This is a genomic window from Janthinobacterium sp. KBS0711, assembly GCF_000988085.1.
Lineage (GTDB): Bacteria > Pseudomonadota > Gammaproteobacteria > Burkholderiales > Burkholderiaceae_D > Janthinobacterium > Janthinobacterium lividum_E.
Window position 1 is genome coordinate 400,141 of the sequence record NZ_LBCO01000033.1, and the last position, 20,150, is coordinate 420,290.

17 protein-coding genes are annotated in these 20,150 nt (G+C 63.8%); 9 read left to right on the plus strand and 8 right to left on the minus strand.

Features of this window, described 5'->3' with window-relative positions:
- Nucleotides 1-1,620 (minus strand): Ig-like domain-containing protein (locus VM94_RS20440; RefSeq protein ID WP_200899243.1); only part of this gene is annotated, 1,620 nt, incomplete at its 3' end.
- A gap of 179 nt (nucleotides 1,621-1,799) precedes the next feature.
- On the opposite strand from VM94_RS20440, the gene VM94_RS20445 reads away from it, so the two are divergent.
- From VM94_RS20445 to VM94_RS20465, 5 genes are all read left to right on the plus strand, one after another.
- Nucleotides 1,800-3,050 (plus strand): Hsp70 family protein, encoded by a 1,251-nt coding sequence (locus VM94_RS20445; protein ID WP_034751092.1) that lies wholly within the window; start codon nucleotides 1,800-1,802, stop codon nucleotides 3,048-3,050.
- Between the two features lie 38 nt (nucleotides 3,051-3,088).
- On the plus strand, nucleotides 3,089-3,718 hold the full coding sequence (locus VM94_RS20450; protein ID WP_170846245.1) for a 3'-5' exonuclease: 630 nt from the start codon (nucleotides 3,089-3,091) through the stop codon (nucleotides 3,716-3,718).
- 176 nt (nucleotides 3,719-3,894) lie between these two features.
- Complete coding sequence (locus VM94_RS29165) at nucleotides 3,895-5,283, plus strand: tetratricopeptide repeat protein (protein WP_046685105.1); 1,389 nt, start codon at nucleotides 3,895-3,897, stop codon at nucleotides 5,281-5,283.
- 101 nt (nucleotides 5,284-5,384) lie between these two features.
- The gene (locus VM94_RS20460) at nucleotides 5,385-5,861 is read left to right on the plus strand and encodes a DUF4262 domain-containing protein (RefSeq protein WP_046685106.1); all 477 of its coding nucleotides are present in this window, start codon (nucleotides 5,385-5,387) and stop codon (nucleotides 5,859-5,861) included.
- The gene (locus VM94_RS20465) at nucleotides 5,858-6,301 is read left to right on the plus strand and encodes a DUF6386 family protein (protein ID WP_046685107.1); all 444 of its coding nucleotides are present in this window, start codon (nucleotides 5,858-5,860) and stop codon (nucleotides 6,299-6,301) included. Before VM94_RS20460 ends, VM94_RS20465 begins: the two co-directional genes overlap by 4 nt.
- A 24-nt stretch (nucleotides 6,302-6,325) precedes the next feature.
- On the opposite strand, the gene VM94_RS20470 is transcribed toward VM94_RS20465, so the two are convergent.
- Nucleotides 6,326-8,113 (minus strand): GGDEF domain-containing protein, encoded by a 1,788-nt coding sequence (locus tag VM94_RS20470; protein WP_052755851.1) that lies wholly within the window; start codon nucleotides 8,111-8,113, stop codon nucleotides 6,326-6,328.
- Nucleotides 8,114-8,525: 412 nt separating this feature from the next.
- Here VM94_RS20470 and VM94_RS20475 point away from each other — a divergent pair, with 412 nt between their 5' ends.
- Entirely contained in the window at nucleotides 8,526-10,721 is a 2,196-nt protein-coding gene (locus tag VM94_RS20475; protein WP_138829183.1) for a prolyl oligopeptidase family serine peptidase, read from the plus strand.
- Nucleotides 10,722-10,811: 90 nt separating this feature from the next.
- Here VM94_RS20475 and VM94_RS20480 read toward each other — a convergent pair whose 3' ends face one another.
- The 6 genes from VM94_RS20480 to VM94_RS20505 form a co-directional block, all read right to left on the minus strand.
- Nucleotides 10,812-11,711: an STM4011 family radical SAM protein gene (locus tag VM94_RS20480; protein ID WP_235432967.1), complete on the minus strand. Its 900-nt coding sequence runs from the start codon at nucleotides 11,709-11,711 to the stop codon at nucleotides 10,812-10,814.
- Nucleotides 11,705-13,084 carry an STM4012 family radical SAM protein gene (locus tag VM94_RS20485; RefSeq protein WP_046685109.1) on the minus strand — a complete coding sequence of 460 codons (1,380 nt, stop codon included), beginning with the start codon at nucleotides 13,082-13,084 and terminating at the stop codon, nucleotides 11,705-11,707. Before VM94_RS20485 ends, VM94_RS20480 begins: the two co-directional genes overlap by 7 nt.
- The gene (locus VM94_RS20490) at nucleotides 13,081-13,923 is read right to left on the minus strand and encodes an STM4013/SEN3800 family hydrolase (protein WP_046685110.1); all 843 of its coding nucleotides are present in this window, start codon (nucleotides 13,921-13,923) and stop codon (nucleotides 13,081-13,083) included. The genes VM94_RS20485 and VM94_RS20490 overlap by 4 nt, the downstream gene beginning before the upstream one ends.
- Entirely contained in the window at nucleotides 13,916-14,992 is a 1,077-nt protein-coding gene (locus VM94_RS20495) for an STM4014 family protein (protein WP_046685111.1), read from the minus strand. Before VM94_RS20495 ends, VM94_RS20490 begins: the two co-directional genes overlap by 8 nt.
- 6 nt (nucleotides 14,993-14,998) lie before the next feature.
- Nucleotides 14,999-15,919, minus strand: coding sequence for an STM4015 family protein (locus VM94_RS20500; protein WP_046685112.1), 921 nt, complete (start codon nucleotides 15,917-15,919; stop codon nucleotides 14,999-15,001).
- A gap of 91 nt (nucleotides 15,920-16,010) precedes the next feature.
- Nucleotides 16,011-16,586 carry a helix-turn-helix domain-containing protein gene (locus VM94_RS20505; protein ID WP_034751403.1) on the minus strand — a complete coding sequence of 192 codons (576 nt, stop codon included), beginning with the start codon at nucleotides 16,584-16,586 and terminating at the stop codon, nucleotides 16,011-16,013.
- 218 nt (nucleotides 16,587-16,804) lie between these two features.
- Here VM94_RS20505 and kbl point away from each other — a divergent pair, with 218 nt between their 5' ends.
- The 3 genes from kbl to VM94_RS20520 form a co-directional block, all read left to right on the plus strand.
- Entirely contained in the window at nucleotides 16,805-18,028 is a 1,224-nt protein-coding gene (kbl, locus tag VM94_RS20510; protein WP_046685113.1) for a glycine C-acetyltransferase, read from the plus strand.
- A gap of 20 nt (nucleotides 18,029-18,048) precedes the next feature.
- Nucleotides 18,049-19,014 (plus strand): NAD-dependent epimerase/dehydratase family protein, encoded by a 966-nt coding sequence (locus VM94_RS20515; RefSeq protein ID WP_046685114.1) that lies wholly within the window; start codon nucleotides 18,049-18,051, stop codon nucleotides 19,012-19,014.
- A 46-nt stretch (nucleotides 19,015-19,060) separates the two neighbouring features.
- On the plus strand, nucleotides 19,061-20,150 hold a 1,090-nt coding region (locus VM94_RS20520), incomplete at its 3' end, for an L-serine ammonia-lyase (protein WP_046685664.1).

The window sequence follows — 20,150 nt, forward strand, 5'->3', positions numbered from 1 at the left end:
AGTGATGGCGACGCCCGGCACGGCGTTACCGGCGCTGTCGGAAACGAACACGGCAAAGTCCTTCTGCAGCACGCTGGCCGAATATTCGCGCAACAGGCTGCCCGTGCCCAGCTTGATCGACAGCGCTTGCCGTGCCACAGTCAGGCGCACGAGGGCCGTGGCCGCCGCTTGCGGCGCGCCCTCGATGCGGGCCTGGATCAGCACGCCATCGCGGCCGCTGTCGGCTGGTCCCGCCACGTACTCGGCGCGCGCCAGGCCGTCGCTGCCCGTCAGTACGCGGCCCGCCTGCCGCAGGTAGCCGCCGCTGGGGTCGCTCAAGATGGTAAACAGCACGGGCGCGTTCTTGACCAGGTTGTTGGCCGCGCCATCGCGCACCACGGCGCCGATGGTGCTGGTGCTGGCGTTGTCGGCCGAAGTGGTCGTGTTGGCGCGCAGCACGGCCGGCTCCGCTTGCACGGCCAGTTTGCTGGCAGGGCTCAATGGCGCGACGAATTCCAGCCGCGTCTGCGCCGAGGGGCCGCCGGCCACGGCCACCGTGATGGTGGCCACACCCGCGTTGGCCGATTGCACATAGCTGCGCGGCAAGTTGCCATTGCTGAACATCAAGCTGGCAGGCAAGGCCTGGCTGCAGGCGCTGTCCGCAAACAGGCTGCCGCGCGAGGTCGACAGGCTGGCGCTGCCCGTTTGCGCCACGCCCGCCTTGTCGTAGCGCACGTCGATGGGCTGGCACGCCAGGGTGACCACTTCCGGCAACACGTCAGCGCCGTTGGCGTCCGGGCTCACGGCCGGGCTCAGGCGCAGGTCGCTGCCCGCCACGGCGTACGCTTGCGTGGCGGCGGCGCCCAGCGCGCCGACGGAGACGGCATCCTTGCCCAGGCTGCCTGCGGTCAGGCGCAGCACCAGCTGGCCTTGTGCATTGCTGAGCGCTGCGCCGCCATCCTTGACACGCACGCCGTTGCCGGCGCCCGTGCTGTAGGCGATGGCGGCGCCGGCAACGGGTTTGCGCGCCGAGTCGCGCACGGTGATGGTGAGGTCGGCGCCCTGGCCCAGCATCAAGGCGGCCGGCCCCAGCACTTCCACGGTGCTGCCCGTGACCGCTACCGTGCCCTTGCCGCTGCGCGTGCCGACAGTGGCCATCACGGTAATGCTGCGGTTGCTGTTGGCGCCTCCCGTGCCCAGCAGGGCGCGCGCCTGGCCATTCTTGTCCGTCACGGCGTCGACGCTGCCGAGGATGCCGGAATCGGTAGCAAAGGAAATCTTCGCGTTGGGCAAGGCCAGGTTGGCGCCATCCTTGACGAGGGCCGTGACGGCCACTTCGCCGCCGGCCAGGCCCGCCGAGGCCAGTTCCGTGCTGGAAAACACGAGGTTGACGGCGCTGGCCAGGGGGGCCGGCTCGGGTGGGGTGACGGGCGGAATTACGGGTGGCGTCACTGGCGGGGTGACCGGTGGCGTGACGGGCGGATTGAGGGGTGGCGGGCTGCCGCCACAGCCTGCCGTGCTGTGCAGCCCGCAACCGGCGCCGGCCTGGGTATCGGCCGAACCGCCGCCGCAGCCGGCCAGGGAAACGAGGAAAGCCGCCAGCAAGGCAGCGGACAGGTGGCGCAGGGGAGCATGGGGCACGATGGGTCTCCGGTGGCTGGCCGAGTTGCTCGGCGTTAATTTCCCAAGAGTATCTTTTGCGTGCGGCTGGTACTTGATGCAAAGCAAGCTTATGCTGTTGACCGGGCTGAACGGGTTTTGCTGGTGCAAAAGCCTGCCTTCTGATAACATAACGCCCCTTTATTCAGGGAAGGGTCGACATGGCCAATGCTTGCGGCGTCGATTTCGGCACGTCAAATTCCACGGTAGGCTGGGCACGTCCCGGGCAGAGCACCATGCTCGGCCTGGAAGATGGCAAGACGACCTTACCGTCCGTCGTCTTCTTCAATGCGGAAGACGAGGAAGTCAGTTTTGGCCGCGCGGCGCTGGCCGGCTATCTGGCCGGTTACGAGGGGCGCTTGATGCGCTCGCTGAAAAGCTTGCTGGGCACGAGCCTCATCGATGGCCAGACGGAAGTCGGCGGCCGCGCGCTGCCGTTCCGTATGTTGCTGGCGCAATTCATTGGCGAAGTGAAACGCCGCGCCGAGCAGTCCGCCGGCCGCGAATTCTCGTCCGCCGTGTTCGGCCGTCCCGTTTTCTTTATCGACGACAATGCGCAAGCGGACCAGCTGGCGCAGGACACCCTGGCCGAAGTGGCGCGCTCCGTCGGCTTCAAGGATGTCGCCTTCCAGTTCGAGCCGATTGCCGCAGCGTTTGACTACGAGTCGCAGATCGCCAAGGAAGAGCTGGTGCTGATCGCCGACATCGGCGGTGGTACGTCCGACTTTTCGCTGGTCCGCTTGTCGCCGGACCGGGCGAAAAAGGCCGAGCGCCGTGACGATATCCTTGCCACGGGCGGCGTACATATCGGTGGCACGGATTTCGATAAATACCTGAGCCTGTCTTCCGTCATGCCTCTGCTCGGCTATGGCAGCCGCCTGCACAACAATAGCGAAGTGCCGTCCAGCTATTATTTCAACCTGGCGACGTGGCACACGATCAACCTGGCTTACACGAAGAAGATCTGGGTGCAGTTGGCCGACGTGTGCCGCGATGCGCGCGAGCAAGACAAGATGGGGCGCCTGCAAAAACTGATCGACGAGCGCGCCGGCCACTGGCTGGCCATGAAAGTGGAAGAGGGCAAGATTGCCCTGTCCGACGCGGCCGAAGTGCAGCTGGAGCTGGACCGTTTGTCGCCCGCGCAAAGCCTGTTGCTCAAACGCACGCAGTTCGACGAAGCCATCGGCCACCTGTGCGGCTCCGTGGAAGACACCGTGCTGCGTTTGCTGCGCGACGCGGGTGTGGCGCCGGAAGCCGTCGATACCGTGTTCTTCACGGGCGGCTCGAGCGGCGTGCGCTTGCTGCGCGAAAAGATCGCCGCCCTGGTGCCGGCCGCACGCAAGGTCGAAGGCGACTTGTTCGGCAGCATTGGTGCCGGTCTCGCGCTGGACGCCGTACGCAAGTTCGGCTAAGCTGGTCCACCGCAGCATCGCAGAAAGAGCCTGACTTCATGAATGTGTTTGACAAACCGATCGTCATGATCGACTTCGAGACGACCGGACTGTCGCCCGACATGGGCGACCGCATCACGGAAGTGGCGGCGCTGCGCATCGAGGGAGGGCGGATCACGGACCGTTACGTGACCCTGATCAACTGCAATGCGCGCATTCCCTCGTTCATCACGGGCTTGACGGGCATCACGCAGGCGATGGTGGACAAGGCGCCGCCCGTGGCCGAGGTGGTGCCGCAATTGCTGGATTTTATTGGCAGCGATGCCTTGTCGGCCCACAATGCCAGCTTCGATGAAAAATTCCTGCGCGCGGAAAGCGCCAGGCTGAACCTGACGCCGGCACACCAGTCGCTCGTGTGTTCATTAAAACTGTCGCGCCGCGTGTTTCCCGGCATGGCCAGCTACAAGCTGGGCTTGTTGTCGAGCCAGCTGGGCATCGCCTTCAAGAGCGCTGCCCACAGGGCCGAGTCCGACGCGGAAGTGGCGGCGCAAGTGCTGATCCATATCGGCCGCCATTTGCGCAGCAGTTACGGCATCGCCGATGTCGACGCGGACTTGCTCGTGTCGCTGAACAAGCTGGCCGCCGCCAAGGTGCCGCAATTCCTGCAAAAGCATCCATCGCGCCGCTGAGCGCCGTTTCCCCTCTAAGCGGGCTCATCAAAACGATATGATTTTGTTATTTCGTTTGAGCCTGCTCAAGTCCTTCCCCCGCATCGAATTTAAAATTTAAGCAACACACGATTTCGCCGCCCTGGGCCGCCGTTTTGCGCGTGTCGCCGGCAAGCGCGATGTGGATGGGGGCGCACATGGACAAGCACCATACTGCCAGAGATAGCCACCAGGCGTATATCTGGTTCCGCACGGCTGCCGAGCAGGGCAATGCCTACGCCCAGTTCAACCTGGGATTGATGTACAAAAAGGGCGAAGGCGTGGCGCAGGACGATGCGCGCGCCTTTGTCTGGCTGCGCCTGGCCGCGCTGCAAGGGCTGGCGTTCGCGCAGAACCACCTGGGCGCCATGTATTACCACGGCCGCGGCGTGGCGCAGAGCGATGCCGACGCCGTGCTGTGGTTTCGCCGCGCCGCCGCCCAGGGCGATGCGTCGGCCCAGCAAAACCTGGGGCAGATGTACCGCAAGGGACGCGGTGTGCTGCAGAGCGACGAGCTGGCCCTGGCGTGGTTTTACCGCGCTTCCGAGCAGGGCGTGGCCAGCGCGCAATCTCTGCTGGGCGAAGCGTATGCCCAGGGTCTGGGCGCGAAAAAGAACGATGCGCTGGCCCTGGCGTGGTTCCGCAAGGCAGCCTTGCAAGGCGATGCGCAGGCACAGCTGAACCTGGGACTCGTCTACAAGCGTGGCCAGGGCGTGGTGCAGAGCGATGCGCAGGCGTTGGCCTGGTTCCGCCAGGCCGCTGCCCAGGGGCTGGCCGTGGCGCAGCGGCAACTCGGCGTGGCGTATGCGGAAGGCTCGGGCGTGGCGCCCGACCAGCTGCGCGCCTATGCCTGGCTGCAACGGGCGGCCGAACAGGATGACGCCGACGCCCAGTTCAACCTGGGCCTGATGCTGGCGCGCGGCCAGGGCGTGGACAAGGACGAGGCGCGCGCCGTCGCCTGGTACCGGCGCGCCGCCCTGCAAGGCCATTGCATGGCGCAATACAATCTGGGCGGCATGTTTGCGGGCGGGCGCGGCGTCACCCGCGACTTGCGTCAGGCGCTCGACTGGTATGCCCGGGCGGCGGCCCAGGGCGCGTCGAATGCGCAGTTCAACCTGGGCGTGATGTATGCCAATGGCCAGGGAGTGGAGCGCGACGAAGTATACGCCGTGCGCTGGTACCGCACGGCTGCCGACCAGGGCGACGCCAGCGCGCAAAATAACCTGGGCGTCATGTATGCGAACGGCCATGGCGTGCCGCAAGACGATGGTCTGGCCGTGCAATGGTATGCGCGCGCGGCCGGCCAGGGCCATGCGCTGGCCCAGTACAACCTGGGCGGCATGTACAACAGCGGGCGCGGCGTGGAGAGGGACCCCGTCTGCGGCTATATGTGGCTGGCGCTGGCGGCCGAGGGGGGCGACAGCGGGGCGGCCAGGGCCAGGGAGGCGGCTGCCACCAGGCTGGAGTCGGCACAGCTGCAAGAAGCGCAGCAGCGCATGCGGCAATGGCGCCAGCTGCGCTTTCCGCCTCTGCCACCGCCCGACTGACGCGCCGTCACCGTGCGCGCAGGGACGCGTGCCGCATGCGATAATTGCCGACAGGCATGTCGCGAAGGCGGCGTGGTTTTCGGCACAGTGAAAGGTGGAGCATGGTAAGGCAGGCAGGCGAGGATGCATCCGAGCAAAAAGTCATCGACGACATCGCCACGCATGGCTGGCATGGCGTGCATATCGGCGCCGATGAAGAAGGCCCCGGCTATGCCTTCACGATAGGCGCTAGCCACAGCTTCGGCCAGCCCGAATTTCTCATCATGGGCTTGCCCCATTCCATGGCCCACCGGATACTCGACGTGGCGCTGGACGCCGCGCGCAGCGGCGCCATCACGGATTTTACGGCCACCACGGACGTCTTGCTGGAAGGCCATCAGTGCGCCTTCGTACGTGTGCCCGTCGAGCAATACCGCGACTACGTCGGCTACGCGCGCTGGTATTACCAGGGCGATGACTTTAGCTTGTACCAGATCGTCTGGCCGTCGCGCGATGGCCATTTTCCATGGCAGGCGCAAGCGAGCGCGCAGTACGTGGAGAGCCAGCCCCTGCTGGGACCGGCGCCGCTGGCCGCATGACGCCAAGCACGGGCGTTAAAATTGTGACCGGGACGGCTACCCTGTGCGTGTTCGACCCGGCCCTCTTGCGCCACAAGCTGGAAGATGACTGCGACTGGTGGAGCATCCCCAGTGCGGAACTGGCGGCCGTGAACGCGGGGCAAGTGGCGTTTTTCAACGTGGGTGATGACGGCGCGTATGAAGTCGCCTTGTACGCCGAACTTGCCGAGCCGCAAGTAGTCGTGCACCTGTCCGTCGTCTCGGGACGCGTCTTCATCGGCGCCGGAGAAGACGTCACGGGCGGCGACCTGGAACCGGACACGGCATACGGCGGCCTGTTCGTGGACGTGCCCGTGGGCAGCTACCGCGTGCAGGCGCGCCGCGATGGCGCGCGCATCAGCCTGGCATTCGTGCCCGATACGCGCAGCAGCAATGCGTTTGGCGACCTCGTGCGTATTTGATCTTGCGTAGAGTATTGCCCCAGGCTAGGCATCCATGCGCGCCACGCCCGCGCCTTGCCGCCGGTCCAGGAACAGGCTGTTGCCGTGGATTTTCTTTGCCTGCTTCTTTGCTTCGGCCGCCTGCGTGGCGATCTGGTGGTGCGTGTAGTACTGGTGCGCCTCGACCTTGATGACGCCCAGCGACAGGCTGATCAACGAGTAAAACACTTTCTTGCCTTGCCGGTCTTCGCTGATGTAGCCGCCCCGTTCGCAGTCGCCCGTGCTGTAATAGGCGAGGATGGCGGCCGCAAAGTCGTCGAGCATGGCCTGGCAGCGCGTTTCCCAGTCTTCGCTCTGAAACAGGATCATGAAATCGTCGCCGCCGATATGGCCGATGAAGTCGCGGTTCGGGTCGCAATGGCTGCTGAGGATTTCTCCCGTCAACTGGATCACGTCATCGCCCTTGCGGTAACCGTACACATCGTTGAAGGGCTTGAAATGGTCGAGGTCGCAATAGCAGACCCAGAAGCGGCTGCCGCTGTGCAATAAACGGTCGATATGTTCGTTGATGGGCACGTTGCCGGGCAGTTGCGTCAGCGGGTTGGCATAGCGGGCCGCATTGATCTGCATCTGCGTGATTTCGCGCATCAAGTCATGTCCCGTGCCCATGCCCAGGTAGCGGCCGTGTTCGGTAATGATGAAACCGTTGAACAGGTGGTGGGCATCCGACTGCACCATGGTGTAGCTGAGTTCCTGCAAGCTTGTCTCGTGGTCCGCGATCAGGGGCGTGGCATCCATGAACAGGCTGCATGATTTCTTGCCATACAGTTCGCGCTGGTAGGGGCGGGCGAAGTGGTCGATCATTTCGAAGCGGCTGATCAGGCCCAGCGGCACGCCGTCATCGACGACGGGGATGATCATCAGCTTCGGTTCCTTCAGGAAGATGTCGTACACCTCATTATTGTTGAGCTGCGGCGACACGGCCGCCACCTTGTGCAACAACTTGCGGATACTGGCGCCATTCTTTTCCAGACTGCTGCGCTGCGGATACACGGCCACGCCATTGCGTCCCAGCGCCTGCACCACTTCAGCCGGCAGGGCGCGCGCCGGCACCGCGTTGGGCCGCCCCAGGTGGTAGCCCTGGCCGAACGCCACGCCCAGGTCGCGCAAGACCAGCAATTCCGTTTGTGCCTCGATACCTTCGGCGATCACCAGGGTGCCCGATTTCTCCGCGATTTCCTGGATCGAGCGCACGAATTGCAGTTTCACGGGATCATTATTGATGCCCTGGATGAAATGCATGTCGATCTTCACGTATTCCGGGCGCAGTTCCGACCACAGGCGCAGGCTGGAAAAGCCTTCACCGAGGTCGTCGATGGCGATCTGGAAACCCATGTTGCGGTAGTGCAGCACGGCTTCGCGCATCAGCTCGTAATCGTAAGTGGGCTGGTTCTCCGTCAGCTCGATGATGACACGGTCCGGATTGATGCCGATGTGCTCGATGTATTCGAGGGTTTCGCCATGGCGGGCATTGCGCAGCAGCAGGCATTCGGGGCTGACGTTGAGAAACAGTTTTCCTGGCAACTGCAGTTCGGCGAAGCGTTCGAGCACCACTTGGCGGCACAGGTGCTCCACTTCCAGGGTCAGGTCGTGCGCGCGCGCCACCTTGAACAGATTCATCGGCGCGTGCAGGGGGCTGTCGGACGGTCCCCGTATCAAGCCTTCGTAGCCGATGATGTCGCCGCTGTGCATGTGGATGATGGGCTGGAACAGCGCGCTGAGCTTGCGGCCCGCGAGGATCTCGTGCAAGGCATCCGTCCCTTCGATGGTCATGGGAAGCGATGGCGGTTTCAGGTAAGCCACGTTCGATGGCGTCGCGCCGGGCGGCACGGCGGTGGCGGAAGGGAGGGCGAGAGTGTGCATAGGAGGCTGTGGCGGCACGGCCTCTGGACGGGCCATGAACATGTTGCCGATAGTAAAGAAGATTTATGACAACTTGATGAAACGACTTTGCTTTTGATAATGTTTCTTGCATGAACGTCAGTTTGCCGATTTCGCCGAAAGCGAGATTTATCATGGCAATCCATGGAAATTTGCCAAACAAAAGACGGCAAATCCACCGGATAACTGTGCTTTAAAAGTGGCAATCCGCGCTATGATTTCTCTTGGCGAAAGTCAACATGGGCAGCCGCGGCGTGTGTGTGCGGCCTGCTTTCCTCGACATCCAACAATGAGACAACAACCCATGCAATTACGTAGTGCAACCCTCATATTCAGCTTGATGGCCGCTTTCGGTGGCAATGCCTTGGCGCAAAGCGCCGCGACGCCATCGTGCCCGGCCGGCGACGGCGCTGCCGTGACGTATCCAGTCAGCAAAAAAGTCGACCAGCAAGACAGCTATTTCGGCACCACCATCGCCGATCCGTACCGCTGGCTGGAAGACGCCAACAGCGCGGAAACGGGCGACTGGGTCACGGCGCAAAACAAGCTGACGCAGTCGTACCTGGGCACCATCCCCGAGCGCGCCGCGATCAAGCAGCGCCTGACCAAGCTGTGGAACTATGAGCGTTTCTCTACGCCAACGAAGCAGGGCGGCCGTTACTTCTACAGCCGCAACGACGGCTTGCAGAACCAGGCCGTGCTGTACACGGTGAAAAAACTGACGGACGAACCGCGCCTGCTGCTGGACCCGAACACCCTGTCGACGGATGGCACGGTGGCGCTGGCCGGCACCTCGATCAGCCCGAACGGCAAGTACCTGGCGTATGCCACGTCCGCCTCCGGCTCCGACTGGAACGAGTGGAAAGTGCGCGACATCGAATCGGGCAAGGATTTGACGGACCACATCAAGTGGGCCAAGTTCTCCGGCGCTTCGTGGACCAAGGACAACACCGGTTTCTTCTACAGCCGCTATGACGCGCCGAATGAAGCCACCAAGCTGGCCGATATCAATTACTTCCAGAAATTGTATTTCCACAAGATCGGCACGCCGCAAAGCGACGACGTGCTCGTCTTCGACCGTCCGGACCAGAAGGAATGGGCGTTTGGCGGCAGCACCGTCAGCGACGACGGCAATTACCTGATCATCACGGCCACGCAAGGCACGGAACGCAAGAACCGCATCTTCTACAAGGACTTGCGCCAGAAGAACGCCAAGGTCGTGGGCTTGCTGGAAGCGTTCGACGCTTCGTACTCGTTCATTGACAATGACGGCCCCGTGTTCTTCTTCAAGACGGACAACAAGGCGCCAAAGTCGCGCGTGATCGCCATCGATACGCGCAAGCCTGCGCCTGCCGACTGGAAGGAAATCGTGCCGCAAAGCGCGGAAACCCTCGTCGCCGTCAACCTGATCAACAACCAGCTGGTGCTCGACTACTTGAAAGATGCGCAAACGCAAATCAAGATCGTCGACCTGAACGGCAAGCTGGTGCGCGAAGTGGCCTTGCCGGGCATCGGTTCGGCCGGCGGTTTTGCCGGCAAGCGTGGCGACACGGAAACGTTCTACTCGTTCACCAGTTTCACGACGCCAGCGACCATCTACCGCTACGACATGAAGTCGGGCAAGAGCACGGTGTACCGCCAGCCGAAGGTCGATTTCGACCCGAATGCCTTTGAAACGCGCCAGCAATTCTTTACCAGCCGCGACGGCACCAAGGTGCCGATGTTCATCGTCTCGAAAAAAGGCATGAAGCTCGACGGTTCCAATCCGACCTATCTGTACGGCTATGGCGGCTTCAATATTTCGCTCACGCCGAGCTTCTCCGTGGCGAATCTGGCCTGGGTGGAAATGGGCGGCGTCTACGTGATGGCCAACCTGCGCGGCGGCGGAGAATACGGCGAAGCCTGGCACCAGGCTGGTACCAAGCTGAACAAGCAAAACGTGTTCGACGATTTCATCGGCGCGGCGCAATGGCTGGTGGACAACAAGGTCACCTCGCCATCGAAGCTGGCGATCGGCGGCGGCAGCAATGGCGGCCTGCTGGTCGGTGCGGCCATGACGCAGCGTCCGGACCTGTTCGCGGCGGCCATCCCGCAAGTGGGCGTGCTCGACATGTTGCGCTTCCACAAGTTCACCGTGGGCTGGGGCTGGGTACCTGACTACGGTTCGTCGGACGACGCCGAACAGTTCAAGGCGCTGGTGAAGTACTCGCCGCTGCACAACCTGAAGGCGGGCGGCTGCTATCCGGCCACCATGATCACGACGGCCGACCACGACGACCGCGTCGTGCCTGCCCACAGCTTCAAGTTCGCCGCCGCCGCCCAGGCAGCGCAAGGCGGCGCGGCGCCCGTGCTGATCCGCATCGACAGCAAGGCGGGCCATGGCGCCGGCAAGCCGACGACCAAGCAGATCGAAGAAGTGGCCGATCGCTGGGGCTTCCTCAGCCGTTCGTTGAAGATGACGCCGGTAGTGGCGGAGCCAGCCAAGGTGGCGGCGCAGTAAAACACGGTAGGTCGGATTAGCGCGGCATCGCCGTGCGTAATCCGACACCACCGGAGCCAACAATGTGTCGGATTACGCGGCGTGCCGCCGCTAATCCGACCTACGTTGCTCTGCGTGCACGATCCTAGCCAATACCCCCTCCCCAAACACCGCCTGAAACGGCAAATCCTTGCGCTGCGCATAGCCGATATAGCAATCGCACTTGAAGCGCGGGCAGCGGCGCTCCTGCAGCATGTCTGCCAAGTCATCCACGTACAGATTCCCCAGCCGCTCCGGCACGAAATGGCAGCGCGTCAGTTCGCCATCGCCATCGACGGACAGCGACGCTTCGCCCGCCAGGCACGGTTTGCCGCGCGAGGGAGACGGGCGGCGGTTCTGCGCGAACCACGGGTCGATGGCGTCGAGCCAGGTCAGGTCTGCCACCGTGTAGTAGCCGGGACCGCGCCGGTCGTAGGCATTGAGCCACAGGTAGACGTGGGCGGGCAGGGCGGCGCGCAGGGCGCGGATGGCGTCCAGGTGCGCATTCATGGCGACGACGCCGACGGAATAGCGCACGCCTATGGCGTCCAAGCGCGCGCAGCGTTCGAGAAAACGGGCCAGTGTCGTCTGGTCCGGGTGGTAGGTGCACCACAGGCCGATCTTTTCCGGCCCGTCCATCCCCTGCAGCCAGTTCAGGGGGCCGGACAGATTCGTCTGCAGCGCCACCTGGCGCACGTGGGGCAGAGCAGCCAGCGTCTGCATGGCCGTGCGGTAGTGGCGCCGCACCAGCGCTTCACCCCAAGGTGTAAACAGGACGCTGATGTCCCGCTTTTGTGCCGCTACCCAGCTCGTAAAACGTGTCACTTCTCGCGCATCGCGGGCCAGGGTGGCTCGGCTGTCGCGCTTCTTGGCGAACGGGCAGTAGCCGCAGGCGTAATTGCAGCTCGCCAAGGTACCCCGGTACAGCAGGGACAAGGTGCCTGGCTCCGTTGTCAGCGCAGTTGTCAGCACGCCTGGCCGCCTTCGGCCATCAGCGCCCTCACCGTATCGGAGGCTAGCCACGGGCCGATGGTGTCGGCGTAGCTGTAGCCGCGGTCATTCAGGCGCAGCAGCGGGCCGTTTTCTTCCACCAGTTCCAATGCGTGCAGCTCGGCCAGTTGCGGCAGATCAAACTCGCAGCGCGTGCCGAAGCGCGCCGTATAGGCGTCGCGGTCCAGGCCCGGTTCGGTCAGCAGCGACTGGATCACGTAGCGGCGGCGCTGTTCTTCCCCATCGAGCACATGGCCGTGTTCCGCCTGCGCGAAGCGTTCCTCGTCCAGCGCCAGATACTGTTCGATGATGCCGATGGTCTCCGTTCTCGCCACCGCGTACTCGCTCGAATAATGGAGGTTGGCCGTGTAGGAGCGGGCGCCCGCGCCCAGGCCCACCATGCCGTCGTTCTGGCAGCAGTAGGAGGGCCCGTTTTGTTCGGGCGCATGCGGGGCGCGGAACATGCGCATCGACACCTGCTCGTAGCCCTGGGCGCGCAGATGGTCGCGCGCGGCCGCGTACAGGGCCAGACGGCTGTCGCCGTCGCGGGTCAGCATGATGGGGTTGAGCGACGCCGCGCCCTGGCGGCGCGCCACTTTGCCCAGGCCCGTCTGTTCACGCACGTAGAGCGGATACAGATAGATTTCTTCAGGCCGGAAGGCCAATGCACTGTCGATGGACGCGAGCAGGCTGGCCACGGTTTGCCCGGCGATGCCGTAGATCAGGTCCAGGTTCAGGGTGGGAAATCCGGCCGCGCGTATCAGGCCGATGGCGTGATGCACGGTGGCGTTTTGCTGGGGACGGGCCAGCGCGCGCATCTCGCCGGCGGCAAAACTCTGGATGCCCAGGCTGACCCGGTCGATGCCGTGTGCACGGCACACGGCAAGCCGTTCGGCCGTGATGGTTTCGGGCGACGCTTCGATGCCGGCCGGCGTCGCCTGCAAATCGATGCCGAGGATGTCGCGTGCGCCGCACAGCAAGGTGTCCAGCTGCGCGGGAGACAGATAGGTGGGCGTGCCGCCACCGAGCGCGAAGCGGGCAAAGCGCCGTTCACCGAGGGCACCATTGAGGGCGCGCATCTGCACCAGCACTTGCCGCACGTAGCGCTCGACCATGTCGGCGCTGGGGCGCGCCATGGCGAACAGGTTGCAAAAGCCGCAGCGCATCTCGCAAAACGGGATGTGGATGTAGGCAAAGAGGGCGGAGCGGTCCTGCCGCGCCCAAAGGGGCGCCAGCGGCGCCGCCTGCGGCAAGGCGCGGTAGGCCGCCTTGTGCGGATACGAGTACGAATACGCCTGGTAGGGCGTGTGGCGCATGCGTTGCGCCAGGGTGCCCGGCTGTTCGGATGGGTTCATGATGGGGACTCCTGGGAAATGGTATCTGGCGTGAGGAAGAAGTGCGCATACGGCACCTGCCACACGCTGTCGTGGGCCACCCGGTGGCCACGGTAGCCGTCTTCGCCATACGCGCTGCCGTGGTCCGAGCAGACGATGGCGAACGTGGGCGCGCGCGCGGCGCAGGCGGCAAACAGCGGTGCCAGCGCGCCATCCACATAGCGCAGGGCCGCCGCATGGCTGTCCAGGTTATCGGCGCGGCAGCCGGGCAGGTAGGCGCGGTTTGGCGTGTGCAGGGCGGCCACGTTGATGAATAAAAAGGTGCGCTGGTCGTTTTGCGCCAGCAGCCGGGTCGCCAGCGCCACCTGCTTTTGCGTCGAATGGCGGCTGGCCACGCCCATGCCGGCGCTCCAGTGGCTTTCCTGGAACAGCGACGGCAGGACGGTGCCCAGCGCCGTCTGTTTATTGAAGAAGCCCACGCCGCCGATGCAGATGGTGCGGTAGCCGCGCGCGGCCAGCGCGGCGGGAAGGTCTGCCTCCTCGAACGCAAACGTGTGTGGCGAGGTGGTTTCGCTGCCCGCAAAAGCGCTGGCGAACAGGCGCGGATGGCGGCCCGGCGCGGCCGGCGTGGGCAAAAAGCCGGCGAAGAACGCCTGGTGCGCGGCATACGTGAACGTGGCGGGCGAGTGGCGCTTGTCCCAGCCGCCTGGTGGCAGAAAACGTCCCAGCACGGGCAGTTCGCCCGCTTCATACAAGGCTTGCGCCACGTCGTAGCGCAGGGTGTCGAGCGTGATGAAAACGATGTCGTGGCTGCCCACGACGGCGTGCATGTCGGGGATGGCTGGTGGGTCTTTAAACATGGGTCAGTTGCGCTGCGTAGGTGTCCGCGCCTTGCCACAGCAGGCCTGGCAGCAGGTCGCCGAAGGCGTTTGCTTCGAGCACGTGGCCCTGGCCGTGGCGCACGACGAGGTCGTAGCCCGTCACGTGGCTGTTCGGGAAGGCGCGCGCGGCCTGGGTGGCGGCAGCTTCCAGCGCCGTCATGTCGGCTGCGCTCAAGAGGCCGGCCGCCTCGCCGCGCAGGTTGTCGAGGTGGAGATTGGTCATCATCTGGTCGCCGATGCGCGCCACCCGGTGCGCGGGCTGGCCCGCCACGGTCACGACCCGCAGGTCGTAATGGCTGTCGCCGCAGCGGGGCTTGTTCAGCCATGCCTCCGCATACAGCTGTTGCGCGGCCAGCGCGTCGACGAGGGCGGCGATGTCGTGCTGCGTCTCGTAGCGGGCCATGCGCTTGACGTTGAACAGACGCGCCGCGCCGTCGCCCTGCTGCAAGGCGGCCGAAGTCGTGGCTTGCTGCCGCCCGGCCTTGTTTCTGCGGTAGGCGACGACGCCGGACGCGGACGAGCCGTAACGCGGTTTCAGATACACGCGGTCGAGATCATGCTCGTGCAGCAGCGACTGCAGGTGATCGTAGCTGTGCACGGGACCGAGCAGGGTGGGAATGGCGATGCCGTGCGCGGCCAGGTGATGCTGGCAGGCCAGCTTGTCCGTCATGAGACAGATTTCGGCTGGCGCATTGAAGACGCGTATTTGCGGCATGGCCGCCAGTTGCCTCGCCAGGCCTTGCATGGCATTGGAAAAACCGGCAAACCACGCATCCATGGCCAGCAGCTCGCCATGCGCGGGCGCCGAGAGCAGCGGACGGTCCAGCAGCCGGCAGCCCGCCTGCAGCAACAGCAGGTGGGCGGCGGGATCGTCGCCGGGCGGCTCGATCTTCAACCGGCTGGGCTGGCGCAAGGCGTCTTCCAGCCGCGCCGGCTGCGCCAGCCAGTCGCGCCATTCCATCACTTGCGCGGGCGGCAGGCGCAGGTGCGCGCGCGCCGCCTGCATCAGGCGCACGCGCTTGCTGCCGCTGGTAGCCAGCAAAAGCATCAGGTTTTATTCGCCGACGGCGACATAGCGATAGACTTCGTCGTCGTCGTCTTCCTGCGGATCATCGAGCCTGACGGGGAAGGGCAGGGCGTTGAGTTTTTCCTGGTTTGCTTCGGAGATATAGTGATGCGACAGGTCCATGCGCTTCAGATTGCCCAATTGCGTGCCTTGCAGCAGTGCTTCGGCGCCCACGTCGCCCAGGGTGCCCAGCGACAGGTCCAGGGTCTCGACGGTGGCCAGCAGCGGCTCGTTGGCCAGCCAGACGGCCAGCTCGTCGGCGATCTGCGCATCACGCAGGCCCAGGTAGCGCAGGGTCGGCGTGGCCATTTGCGCCAGTACTTTCTGGTACAGCGCCACGTCGCCGGAAAAACCATAGTCGTCGGTACCCAGCCACAGTTCCAGGTATTCCAGCTTGGGCATGCTCGACTGGGCCAGCGCCTGCGCGATCTTCTGATCGAGGCCACCGGACTCGATGGTGAACTTGCGCAGGTTCTGGTGCGCGAACGGTTCGACGGTCAACTCATTGCCACCGCGGATGCGCAGCTCCTCCAGCTGCGGGAAGGCGTCCAGCAGCGGCTTGTAGCTGCCTTGCACGATCCACGAGATTTCGCATTCCTCGTACGTCATGTCGCCGATGAACAGGGCGCGCAAGTTCGGCAGCTGCGGCGCGTGGCTGATCAGCGCGGCGATCACCTCGTCTGCGCCCGCTTCGTACGGATCGCCCCACATGCCGATGATCAGCGCCTCAAGCGCATTCTTGTCGGTTTTTTCCAGGAAGCCGGCGATCAGGTCCGGCATCTTGCGCTTGTCGTCATACTCGAGCGAGAGGCGGTAGACGATATCCTGCCCCGATTGCAGCGCAATATCAGGATCGTACTCGACGACTTTTTTCTTGTGGAAGAGGGTGGTGCTTTCGGAAATCGTCATTGCTAAGGCTCCATGAAAGACAGTGAAAATCTTGTCTAATCCAAAATCTTAGCATGGGCGAAAGAGCCTATTGCACACTGCTGAAAAGCAACTATCTATGGATGACCACCAATAAGGCCTTGCCTTCCGTCTTGCCCAGGTTGCGTATCGTATGCGGCTGGTCCGCCGGATAGCGCGCCGTGCCGCCATTCTTGACCTTTTTCTTCGCCGTGCCCACTTCCAGCTCCAGGTTACCGTGGATGACCGTCAAGTGTTCGGTGGTGCCCGGGTCGTGCGGCTGCGACGCCAGTTCGCCGCCCGGCGCCAGGGTCACTTCATACCATTCGTATTTGCCGGCCAGTTCCATCGGCCCCAGGATGCGCAGTACGTAGCCCGCGTGGTCGCCGGGCAGGGTGGGGGTTTCGTGGGCATCCGTGATGCGGATGGTTTCCACGGCTTTTTCCGCGCTGGACAGCAATTCGCCGATCTGTACGCCCAGGGCGTTGGCCAAGCGCCACGTGATGGCGATGGTGGGATTGGCTTTTTCGCGCTCGATTTGCGACAGCATGGACTTCGAAACGCCCGCGATGCGCGACAAATCCTCCAGTGTCAGGCCGCGCGCCAGGCGCAGCCGTTGCAGGGTGGCGCCCACTTCGGGCGGAGAATTGGTCGAAACGCTGGTTTTCATCGGCAGGTGGCTTGCAAAGTTCAAAAGGCTTGGGTAATATCCACTATATTGAATTTCAGTTCGAAATAGTGGATTTTGAGGAAAAACACGGAAACGTGTAGACTTCAAACAGCGCTTCACGGTACAGCATTGTGCGCGCACCGGTCAAGCAGCCGCTTTTCCCTATGGCGGCTGAGGTCACACGGATACCACAAACGCAGGGACACACAAGGATTATCATGAGCGAGCAAGCGAAGAACACCTTTTTCAGCGGTCTGCAACAGAATCTCGATCAACTGCGCCAGCAGGGCTTGTACAAGCCCGAGCGCGTGATCGCCTCGCGCCAGGGCGCCGAAGTGGTGTGCGACGATGGCCGTACCCTGATCAATATGTGTGCGAACAACTACCTGGGCCTGTCCGGCGACCTGCAGACGCAGGAAGCATCCATTGCCGCCACGCAAAAATACGGCTACGGCCTGTCGTCCGTGCGCTTCATCTGCGGCACGCAAACCGTGCACAAGGAACTGGAACAGGCGATTTCCGCTTTTCTGGGTACCGAAGACACGATTTTGTACGCGGCGGCATTCGACGCCAACGGCGGCGTGTTCGAACCGCTGTTCGATGAAAACGACGCCATCATCTCGGACGCGCTGAACCACGCTTCCATCATCGACGGCATCCGCCTGTGCAAGGCTGGCCGCTACCGCTACGCCCACAACGACATGGCCGACCTGGAAGTGCAGCTGAAAGCGGCGATTGCCGCCGGCAAGCGCCATAAAGTCATCGTCACGGACGGCGTGTTCTCGATGGACGGCACGATTGCGCAGCTGGACAAGATCTGCGACCTGGCCGACCAATACGGCGCGCTGGTGATGATCGACGAATGCCACGCTTCCGGTTTCATGGGCGCGACGGGCCGTGGCACGCACGAACACCACAATGTGATGGGCCGCATCGACATCATCACGGGCACCCTGGGCAAGGCCCTGGGCGGCGCCATGGGCGGTTTCACGTCGGCGCGCAAGGAAGTCATCGACACCCTGCGCCAGAAATCGCGTCCCTATTTGTTCTCGAACACGCTGGCGCCATCGATTGCCGGCGCTTCGCTGTCGGTGTTGGAACGCCTGGCCAAGTCGACGGAACTGCGCGACCGCCTGCATGACAACACGGCTTTCTTCCGCAGCGAGATCGAGCGCATCGGCTTCACCATCAAGCCGGGCACCCATCCGGTGGTTCCCGTGATGCTGTTCGACGCGCCCGTGGCGCAGAAATTCGCCGCCCGCCTGTATGAGCTGGGCGTGCTGGTGACTGGCTTCTTCTACCCGGTCGTGCCGATGGGCCAGGCCCGTGTGCGCGTGCAGCTGTCGGCGGCCCATACGCGTGAACAGCTGGTGCAAGTGCTGGCTGCTTTCGAACAGGCTGGCAAGGAACTCGGTTTGCTGACCACGACCACTACCAATTAACAAGAATTCAGGAAAATAGCATGGAACGCATCTTAGTCATTGGCGCAAACGGCCAAATCGGTAGTGAGTTGGTGGGCGCGCTGGCGCAGCAGCACGGCGCGGACAACGTCATCGCCAGCGATATCGGCACGAATAATCTGTACCAGGCCAAGCGCTACGCGCAGCTCAATGTGCTGGACAAGGACGGCCTGGCGAAAATCATCGCCGACGAGAACATCACCCAGGTGTACCAGCTGGCGGCCATGCTGTCGGCCACGGGCGAAGCGGCGCCGTTGAAGGCGTGGAGCCTGAACATGGATGGCTTGCTCAATATCCTGGAACTGGCGCGCGAGCGCGGCGAAGCGGGCAAACCGCTGCGCATCTTCTGGCCGTCGTCGATCGCCGCCTTCGGCCCGAACACGCCGCAAGTGAACACCCCGCAAATGACGGTGATGGACCCGACCTCGATGTACGGCATCAGCAAGCTGGCCGGCGAGCGCCTGTGCGAATACTACTTCAACAAGTATGGCGTGGATGTGCGCAGCATCCGCTACCCGGGCATCATCAGCTACAAATCGCCTCCGGGCGGCGGCACCACCGATTACGCCATCGCCATCTTCCACGCGGCCTTGCGCGGCGAACGCTATGATTGTTTCCTCGATGCGAGCACCACTCTGCCGATGATATACATGCCCGACGCCATCCGCGCCACCATCGAACTGATGGACGCGCCAGCGGAGTCCATCAAGATCCGCTCTTCGTACAACGTGGCCGGCGTGTCGTTCAACCCAGAGCAGCTGGCGAAAGCCATCGTGCGCATGGTGCCGGACTTCAAGATCAGCTACAAGCCGGACAGCCGCCAGGCCATCGCCGACAGCTGGCCGCAAAGCCTGGACGACAGCAAGGCCAGCGCGGACTGGGGCTGGAAGGCGCAGATCGGCGTCGAGCAGATGGTCACGGACATGCTGGCCAATGTCGACGTGGGCCATGCCGCCAAGGCAGCCTGAGTTTTGCAGCAGTACTAAAAAAACATACTAAATAAAGAGACACTACATGGACATGAGCGTATTTGACCTGTTTAAAATCGGCATCGGGCCGTCGAGTTCCCACACGGTGGGGCCGATGGTGGCGGCGCGGCGTTTTCTGGTCGAATACGGTCCGCTGGACCAGGTAATGGGCGTCGAAGCGGCCCTGTATGGCTCGCTGGCGCTGACGGGCGTGGGCCACGCGACGGACAAGGCCGTCATTCTTGGCCTGATGGGCGAAACGCCGCAGGACGTGGCGCCAGATGAAGTCGACAGCAAGCTGGCGGCCATCGAGGCGGCCGGCGAGATCGCCTTGCTGGGCACGCACGTGGTGCCATTCACGGCCGCCACGGGCCTCGTCTGGCACAAGAGCGAATCGCTGCCCGAGCACCCGAACGGCATGCGCTTTACCTTGAAACTGGCGGATGGCAGCCGGGTCGACAAGGTGTATTACTCGATCGGCGGCGGCTTTATCCGCGAGGCTGGCGAGGCGCAAGCGGAAGCGGCCGTGGAATCGGCCGCTGCTGCCCGCGTCGTCTTCCCCTTCGACACCATGGAGCAGTTGCTGGCGCATGGCGTGGAAAGCGGCCTGTCGATCCCGGAAATGCTGCGCGCGAACGAATGCGTCAAGCGCAGCGACGAGGAATTGAACGCGGGCCTGGACCGTATCTGGCACGTCATGCGCGACTGTATCGCGCACGGCCTGGAAACGACGGGCAACCTGCCGGGCGGCTTGAACGTGAAGCGCCGCGCCGCGAAATTGTGGCGCTTGGCGCAGGAGGCGAAAGCGTCCGACAACCGCGCCAACGACTTGCCGCACGACGCCGTGCACCTGGTCAGCCTGTACGCGATGGCCGTCAATGAGGAAAACGCGGCCGGCGGCAGGGTCGTGACGGCGCCGACCAACGGCGCGGCCGGCATCATCCCGGCCGTGCTGCGCTACTACGCGCAGGATTGCCGCCCCAGCGACCCGGTCGGCGGCGTGCGCCGCTTCATGCTGACGGCGGCGGCCATCGGCATGCTATGCAAGCGCAATGCGTCGATCTCGGGTGCCGAAGTGGGTTGCCAGGGCGAAGTGGGCGTGGCTTGCGCCATGGCCGCCGCCGGTCTCGTGGCGG